The organism is Paraburkholderia phymatum (assembly GCF_040965635.1).
In the GTDB taxonomy this organism is placed as follows: domain Bacteria; phylum Pseudomonadota; class Gammaproteobacteria; order Burkholderiales; family Burkholderiaceae; genus Paraburkholderia; species Paraburkholderia phymatum_B.
Map to the genome: position 1 here is coordinate 34,681 of NZ_JBFRCH010000050.1, position 7,038 is coordinate 41,718.

General features: G+C 62.4%; 7 protein-coding genes. 1 reads left to right on the top strand and 6 read right to left on the bottom strand.

All coding sequences use genetic code 11. From position 1 onward, the window contains the following. Nucleotides 1-107: 107 nt before the first annotated feature. The 5 genes from paaK to paaN all read right to left on the bottom strand — a co-directional run bounded on the left by paaK (nt 108) and on the right by paaN (nt 5,821). The gene (gene paaK, locus AB4Y32_RS37560; protein WP_368726126.1) at nt 108-1,412 is read right to left on the bottom strand and encodes a phenylacetate--CoA ligase PaaK; all 1,305 of its coding nucleotides are present in this window, start codon (nt 1,410-1,412) and stop codon (nt 108-110) included. Nucleotides 1,413-1,489: 77 nt separating this feature from the next. Next, complete coding sequence (gene paaI / locus AB4Y32_RS37565; protein ID WP_368726127.1) at nt 1,490-1,951, bottom strand: hydroxyphenylacetyl-CoA thioesterase PaaI; 462 nt, start codon at nt 1,949-1,951, stop codon at nt 1,490-1,492. Nucleotide 1,952: 1 nt separating this feature from the next. Continuing rightward, nucleotides 1,953-2,744, bottom strand: coding sequence for a 2-(1,2-epoxy-1,2-dihydrophenyl)acetyl-CoA isomerase PaaG (gene paaG / locus AB4Y32_RS37570; RefSeq protein ID WP_368726128.1), 792 nt, complete (start codon nt 2,742-2,744; stop codon nt 1,953-1,955). 43 nt (nt 2,745-2,787) lie between these two features. After that, nucleotides 2,788-3,990: a 3-oxoadipyl-CoA thiolase gene (pcaF, locus tag AB4Y32_RS37575; protein WP_368726129.1), complete on the bottom strand. Its 1,203-nt coding sequence runs from the start codon at nt 3,988-3,990 to the stop codon at nt 2,788-2,790. A gap of 139 nt (nt 3,991-4,129) precedes the next feature. Continuing rightward, nucleotides 4,130-5,821 carry a phenylacetic acid degradation protein PaaN gene (paaN, locus tag AB4Y32_RS37580; protein ID WP_368726130.1) on the bottom strand — a complete coding sequence of 564 codons (1,692 nt, stop codon included), beginning with the start codon at nt 5,819-5,821 and terminating at the stop codon, nt 4,130-4,132. 136 nt (nt 5,822-5,957) lie between these two features. On the opposite strand from paaN, the gene AB4Y32_RS37585 reads away from it, so the two are divergent. Beyond that, the gene (locus tag AB4Y32_RS37585; RefSeq protein WP_368726131.1) at nt 5,958-6,734 is read left to right on the top strand and encodes an enoyl-CoA hydratase; all 777 of its coding nucleotides are present in this window, start codon (nt 5,958-5,960) and stop codon (nt 6,732-6,734) included. On the opposite strand, the gene AB4Y32_RS37590 is transcribed toward AB4Y32_RS37585, so the two are convergent. Next, nucleotides 6,721-7,038 (bottom strand): hypothetical protein (locus tag AB4Y32_RS37590; RefSeq protein WP_368726132.1); only part of this gene is annotated, 318 nt, incomplete at its 5' end. The two genes, AB4Y32_RS37585 and AB4Y32_RS37590, sit on opposite strands and share 14 nt — an antisense overlap.

The following is a 7,038-nucleotide window of genomic DNA, read 5'->3' on the forward strand; positions in this document are numbered from 1 at the left end:
GGGTCTTGCTCTTGACGCTTTTTGCCGATGAATGGCCCGACGGCGGCTCGTATGGCTACCGTCGGGCTTTGCTTATCCACTCTGCTTCCGCACGCTAACGTCGATGGTCAAGCGCCTGCTTTGCGCTTGTCCACCACGCGACGCGCCTTGCCCACCGAACGCTCGATGCCGTTGACAGCCAGTACGACGACATTCGCGGTGACGCCGATCATCGCCTTGATGTCGTACGCGAGCGCCTGTTTCGCGGCGATGAGCGCGGCCGTATCCGGCGCGGTCTCCGGGCACGGTTCGACGTTCAGCGTCATCACGTCGAGCGGGCCTTCTTTGGTCAGCACGATCTGATAGTGCGGCGCCAGCGCGTGCTGCTTCAGCAAAAGCTCTTCGATCTGCGTCGGGAACACATTGACGCCGCGGATGATCATCATGTCGTCCGAGCGGCCCGTGATCTTTTCCATTCGACGCATCGTTCGCGCGGTGCCAGGCAGCAGGCGCGTCAGATCGCGGGTGCGATAACGGATGATGGGCAGTGCTTCCTTCGTCAGCGAGGTGAACACGAGTTCGCCAAGCTCGCCGTCCGGCAGCACTTCGCCCGTCTCGGGATTGATGACCTCCGGATAGAAGTGGTCTTCCCAGATCGTCGGACCGTCTTTGGTCTCGACGCATTCCGACGCCACGCCGGGCCCCATCACTTCGGACAGGCCGTAGATGTCCACTGCGTCGATACCCATCCGCTCTTCGATCGCAACGCGCATGTCGTTGGTCCACGGTTCCGCGCCGAAAATGCCGATGCGCAGCGAGCATTCCTTGGGATCGATGCCCTGGCGCTCCATTTCGTCGGCGATCGACAGCATGTAGCTCGGCGTCACCATGATGATGTCGGGGCGGAAATCCTGGATCAGCTGCACCTGCTTCTCGGTCTGCCCGCCGCCGAACGGAATCACCGTCAGGCCCGCGCGCTCGGCGCCATAGTGCGCGCCGAGGCCGCCCGTGAAGAGGCCGTAGCCGTAGCTCACATGCACTTTGTCGCCGCGCCGCGCACCTGCTGCGCGAATCGAGCGCGCGACGAGGTTGGCCCAGTTGTCGATGTCGCGCGCGGTATAGCCGACGACCGTCGGCTTGCCCGTCGTACCCGACGACGCGTGAATCCGCGAAATCTGCTCCTGTGGCACGGCGAAGAGGCCAAACGGGTAGTTGTCGCGCAGATCCTTCTTCGTGGTGAACGGGAAACGCGACAGGTCGGAAAGCGACTTCAGCTCTGACGGATGTACGCCTGCTTCATCGAACTTACGACGATAGACGGGCGAATTTTCATACGCATGCGTGAGCGACCATTTCAGCCGTTCGAGCTGGAGTGCAGCGAGCTCGTCGCGGCTCGCCTTTTCGATCGGGTCGAGCGGGAGCGGGGTAGTCATCGGGTGTCTCCTTTCTTTCAGAATAGGTTTCCGCGCGAGAGGCGGAGCAGTGATTTATGGCGCGATCAGGCGCACCGTCAGTTGTCAGTGGGAATCACCGTGCCTTTGATCTGCGCGGACTTGCCGCGAAACATCGCTACGGTTTCATTTGCTCGATTCGTGACACGAATGTCGTAGATGCCACTGCGACCGCTCAACGTCTGTTCGACAGCTTCCGCAGTGAGGATGTCGCCGCCTTGCACAGGCCGCAAGAATTCGATCGAGCAACCGGCGGCGACGGTGGTGATGTTGTATGAGTTGCAGGCGAAGGCGAACGCAGTATCGGCGAGCGTGAACATCAGTCCGCCGTGACAGATCTGATGCCCGTTCAAAAACTCGGGTCGCACGCTCATGCGCATACGCGCGTAGCCCGCGCGTACCTCGACAATTTCGATGCCGAGCGCCTGACTGCAGGCGTCCTTGGCGTACATGGCGTCGGCGGTTGCGCGGGCGAGTTCGTCGGGCGTCATCGTATTGCTCAGGTCGGGTTGCGTGGACATGTCAGCGGCCCTCGAAGCGCGGCGCGCGTTTTTCGATGAACGCGCGGACACCTTCTTCATAGTCATGCGATGCGCCCAGTTCTCGCTGCATGTCGCGTTCGAGATCGAGTTGCTGATCGAGTGTTTGTGTCGCGCTTGCCCGCATGGCCTGCTTGATCGCGGCGATGGCACGCGTCGGCTGCTGCGCGAGTTGCGCCGCCAGTCTAGCTGCCGTGCTTTGCAGGTCGGCATCGTCGACGGCTTGCCAGATGAGGCCCCAGCTTTCCGCCTTTTCGGCGCTGAGCTTGTCGCCGGTGATCGCGAGACCCAACGCGCGCGCCATGCCGATGCGTTGCGGCAGGAACCACGTGCCGCCGGAATCGGGCACTAGACCGATTTTCACGAATGCCTGAATAAAGCTCGCCGAGCGAGCGGCCAACACGAGGTCGCACGCCAACGCGAGGTTCGCGCCGGCTCCTGCCGCAGTGCCGTTCACGGCCGCGATCACCGGCAGCGGGAGGGCCTGCAAGCGGCGGATCAACGGATTGAAGTGCTTGTCGATCAGGTCGCCCAGGTCGGTCATTGCGCCCGGCGTGAAGTCGAGATCGGCGAGATCCTGGCCGGCGCAGAAGCCGCGGCCCGCACCCGTGAGCACGAGCGCGCGGGCGCCTGCCGCTTCGACTTCGTCCAGCGCCGCGCTCAGTTCCTGATGCATCGCGCGTGTGAAGCTGTTCAGCTTGTCGGGACGGTTCAGCGTCACAGTGGCGACGCGCGTGGCCGCGTCGATATCTACGCGGATCGCTTCATATGGCATCGGTTGTCTCCTCGTCTCCATACGGAATTCAATGTCGCGCCGTTCAGACGCGCTCGATGGCGAGCGCGATACCCTGACCGACGCCAATGCACATCGTGCACAGGGCAAAACGTCCATTGATGCGCTCAAGCTGATACAGCGCCGTCGTGATCAGACGCGCACCCGATGCGCCGAGCGGATGGCCAAGCGCAATGGCGCCGCCGTTCGGATTCACACGCGGGTCGTCGTCGCGCACGCCGAGTTGGCGCAGAACGGCAAGACCTTGCGATGCGAACGCTTCATTGAGCTCGATGACGTCGAACTGCTCGAGCGTCATGTCGAGCTGCGTCAGGAGTTTTTGCGTGGCGGGCGCGGGGCCGATTCCCATGATGCGCGGCTCGACGCCGGCCGTTGCCATGCCAAGCACGCGGGCGCGGCGCCGCAAGCCATACTGGTCTGCGGCGGCCTGATTGGCGAGCAGCAGCGCGCACGCGCCGTCGTTGACGCCCGATGCATTTCCTGCCGTCACCGATCCGTCCGGGCGCACGACGCCCTTCAGTTTGCCGAGCACTTCGAGCGACGTTTCGCGCGGATGTTCGTCGAGCGTCACGCGAACCGGCTCGCCCTTTTTCTGCGGAATCTCGACGGCGACGATTTCCTGCGCGAGCGTACCGTCGCGTTGCGCGCGGGCGGCCTTTTGCTGGCTGCGCAGCGCGAATGCATCCTGATCGGCGCGACTCACGTTGAAGTCGACGGCGATGTTTTCGGCTGTTTCGGGCATCGAGTCGACGCCGTAGTCGCGCTTCATCTGGGCATTGACGAAGCGCCAGCCAATAGTCGTGTCGTGGATTTCGGATTGCCGCGAAAACGCGGACGTTGCCTTGCCCATCACGAACGGCGCGCGCGTCATGCTTTCCACGCCGCCCGCGATCATCAAGCGCGCTTCGCCGGCCTTGATGGCACGGGCTGCCGTACCGACTGCGTCCATGCCCGATCCACATAGACGGTTGATCGTCCCGCCGGGCGCATCCGTCGGCAGTCCTGCGAGCAGCGCCGACATGCGCGCGACGTTGCGGTTGTCTTCACCCGCCTGATTCGCGCAGCCGTAGATCACATCGTCGAGCGTGCGCCAGTCGACGCCCGGGTTTCGTTCGATCAGCGCTTTGATCGGAACGGCGCCGAGGTCGTCGGCGCGGACGTCTTTCAGGGCGCCGCCATAGCGGCCGAAGGGAGTGCGGATCGCGTCACAGATAAAGGCATCAGTCATGTCGGAGTTCCTGCAAAGTGAGGGCCGGCGCGGACACCGGCCCATGGACTGCATGTTAGTGCGACGTTTGGTGCGCGATCAGTCGGCCCAAAGTCATAGGCCAAAACGTCGGTCAAACGTCCTACATCGTTCGGCCGACTTACGCCGGAACAGCCTTCGGTTCAACATGATCCCGGCTTTGAACGACGCGGAAGCGATTCGCCACGAAGGCTGCGTCGGCGAGCGCGGCGTTGGCAGCAGGGTTGGCGCCAGTGCCGTGAAAGTCCGAGAACGCTGCTGACTGATTGACGAACACGCCGCCCGTCAGGTTGATGGACAGCGCGACGCCGCCGCGAATCGATGCTTCCTCGGCTGCTTCGATCACCGTGTCGTCGGTGCTGTAGGCGGAAAGCGTCAGCGCGCCGTGCTCGGCGGCGATACGTCCGGCCAGATCGAGCGACTGGTCTGTCGAGTCCGTCGCGATCACGAAGGCGATCGGGCCGAACCACTCTCGTGTGAACTGGGCCTCGTCTTTCGCGGCATCCAGTTGCAGAACGAGCGGGGTGCGTACGCGGGCGTCCGCGAACGCCGGGTGTTCGAGTGACTGGCTGTCCGCGAGAACACGCCCGAGCTTGCGCGCTTCATCGATACGCTGGATCACGCCTTCGTTCTGAATCGCGCCGAGCAGTTCGACGGCGCGCGCGGGATCGGAGCAGAGTTTTTGGACAGCGCCGGCGATTGCCTCAGCGACGGCATCGAAAGAGACCGTGCCTTCGGCGGTGCGAATGCCGTCGCGCGGCACGTAGATGTTTTGCGGAGCAGTGCACATCTGTCCGGAGTACAGCGCGAGGGAAAACGCAATGTTGCGCGCGACCGATTTGAGGTCGTCGGCGGAGTCGATCACGATCTGGTTGACGCCCGCCTTTTCGGTAAACACCTGTGCCTGGTGCGCGTTGCGCTCCAGCCAGGTACCGTTTTGCGTGCTGCCCGTGAAGTCGATCAACTTGATTTCCGGGCGGCGCGCGAGGTTCTGGACGAGGTCTCCGTCGTTGGGATTGGTCGCGAGCAAGGTCACGACGTTCGGATCGAAGCCGGCTTCACGCAGCACATCGCGGGCGATGCGCACGGTGATCGCGAGCGGAAGGATCGCGCCCGGATGCGGCTTGACGATGACAGTGTTGCCGGTTGCGAGGTCGGCGAAGAGGCCGGGGTAGCCGTTCCAAGTCGGGAACGTGCAGCATCCGAGTACGAGGGCAGTCCCGCGCGGCACGATGTTGAAGCGCTTTTGCATCGCGAGCGGCGGGTTCTTGCCTTGCGGTTTTTCCCAGTGAGCATCGGCAGGAATGCGGCGCAGTTGGTCCCACGCGTAGGCGATGGCTTCGAGTGCGCGGTCCTGGGCGTGCGGACCACCCGCTTGGAACGCCATCATGAAAGCCTGGCCAGTCGTGTGCATGACGCTATAGCCGATCTCGAAGCTCAAGCGATTGATACGCGCGAGGATTTCGAGGCTCACGCCGATCCACGCTTTCGGACCGCCTTCGCGCCATTTGCGTTGGGCTTGGGCGGCGGCAGTGATCAGTGCATCCGGCTCCGACTTCGGGTAGCGGATGCCAAGTGGAAAGCCGAACGGCGATTGCTCTGCGCCAACCGTCTCGCCCGTGATTGGCTGGTCGAGTTCGAACGTCTTGTTCAGATGGGCCTTGAATGCCGCTTCGCCGTCCGCGTTCGCGGTTTCCCCGTACACTTTGGGACTCGGCATTTCCGGGAACGGACTCCAGTAGCCGCGGGTCTCGATAGCGGTAAGAGCTTTCTGCAGCGTGTCTTCGTGCTTCGTAAATAACGGATGGGTCATGGCGGGCGAGGTACTCACTGATCGTTAGAAGGAACCTTGTCGATTCATTGACCGACCGGTTGGTTGGTGAATGTTAGCATTATTAGGATGCAGCGCGAGCCCCTCGCGCCTGCAGGTAAACACTTAGGAGGAGTGCATGGCTTTCGAGAACATTCTGGTTGAGACGCGTGGCCGCGTCGGTCTTGTTACGTTGAACCGTCCAAAAGCGCTCAACGCGCTCAACGACGCTCTGATGGACGAACTCGGTGAGGCCCTGCGTACGTTCGACTCGGATGAGGGCATTGGCGCCATTGTCATCACCGGGAGTGAAAAGGCGTTTGCGGCGGGTGCGGACATCGGAATGATGGCGACCTATTCCTATATGGACGTCTATAAGGGCGACTACATCACTCGAAATTGGGAAGCCGTCCGATCGATTCGGAAGCCGATCATCGCAGCAGTGGCCGGTTTCGCATTGGGTGGCGGCTGTGAGCTCGCGATGATGTGCGACATCATCTTTGCAGCCGACACGGCAAAGTTCGGTCAGCCGGAAATCAAGCTCGGGGTCATGCCGGGCGCGGGCGGCACGCAGCGATTGCCGCGGGCAGTATCGAAGGCGAAGGCGATGGATATGTGCCTGACGGCTCGGTTTATGGAGGCCGCTGAAGCCGAGCGCGCGGGTCTGGTGTCGCGTGTGATTCCCGCGGCGACCTTAATCGATGAGGCGATTGCCGCGGCAGCAACGATCGCCGAGTTTCCGATGCCAGCGGTGATGATGGTGAAGGAGTCCGTCAACCGCGCTTACGAAACAACTTTGGCGGAGGGTGTGCATTTCGAGCGCCGGCTGTTCCATTCATTGTTCGCAACCGAGGACCAGAAGGAGGGGATGGCTGCGTTCGTCGAGAAGCGCAAACCCGTCTTCAAACATCGCTGATGGCAATGTCGAAAAAACGCTTGCAACTGCGATTGCAAGCGCCTAGAATTCCGCTCTTTCGCGCGGCGGACACCGCGGCGCGAGGGAAGCGGGGAAGGCGGGGGAGCCGGCAGTAACGCGGTTTTCCGGCGGAGTCGGCGGGGGTTGCGGTAGTAAAAACCTGTTGACGAACACTGAAAGGTTCTTCATAATCTCCTTTCTCTGCTGCTGATGCAGCAACGCAGCGAAGGCAAGGCGCCTCGTGCGAATGTTCTTTAAAAACTAACAGCCGACAGGTGTGGGTGCTCGATGACGGCGCGCGGCG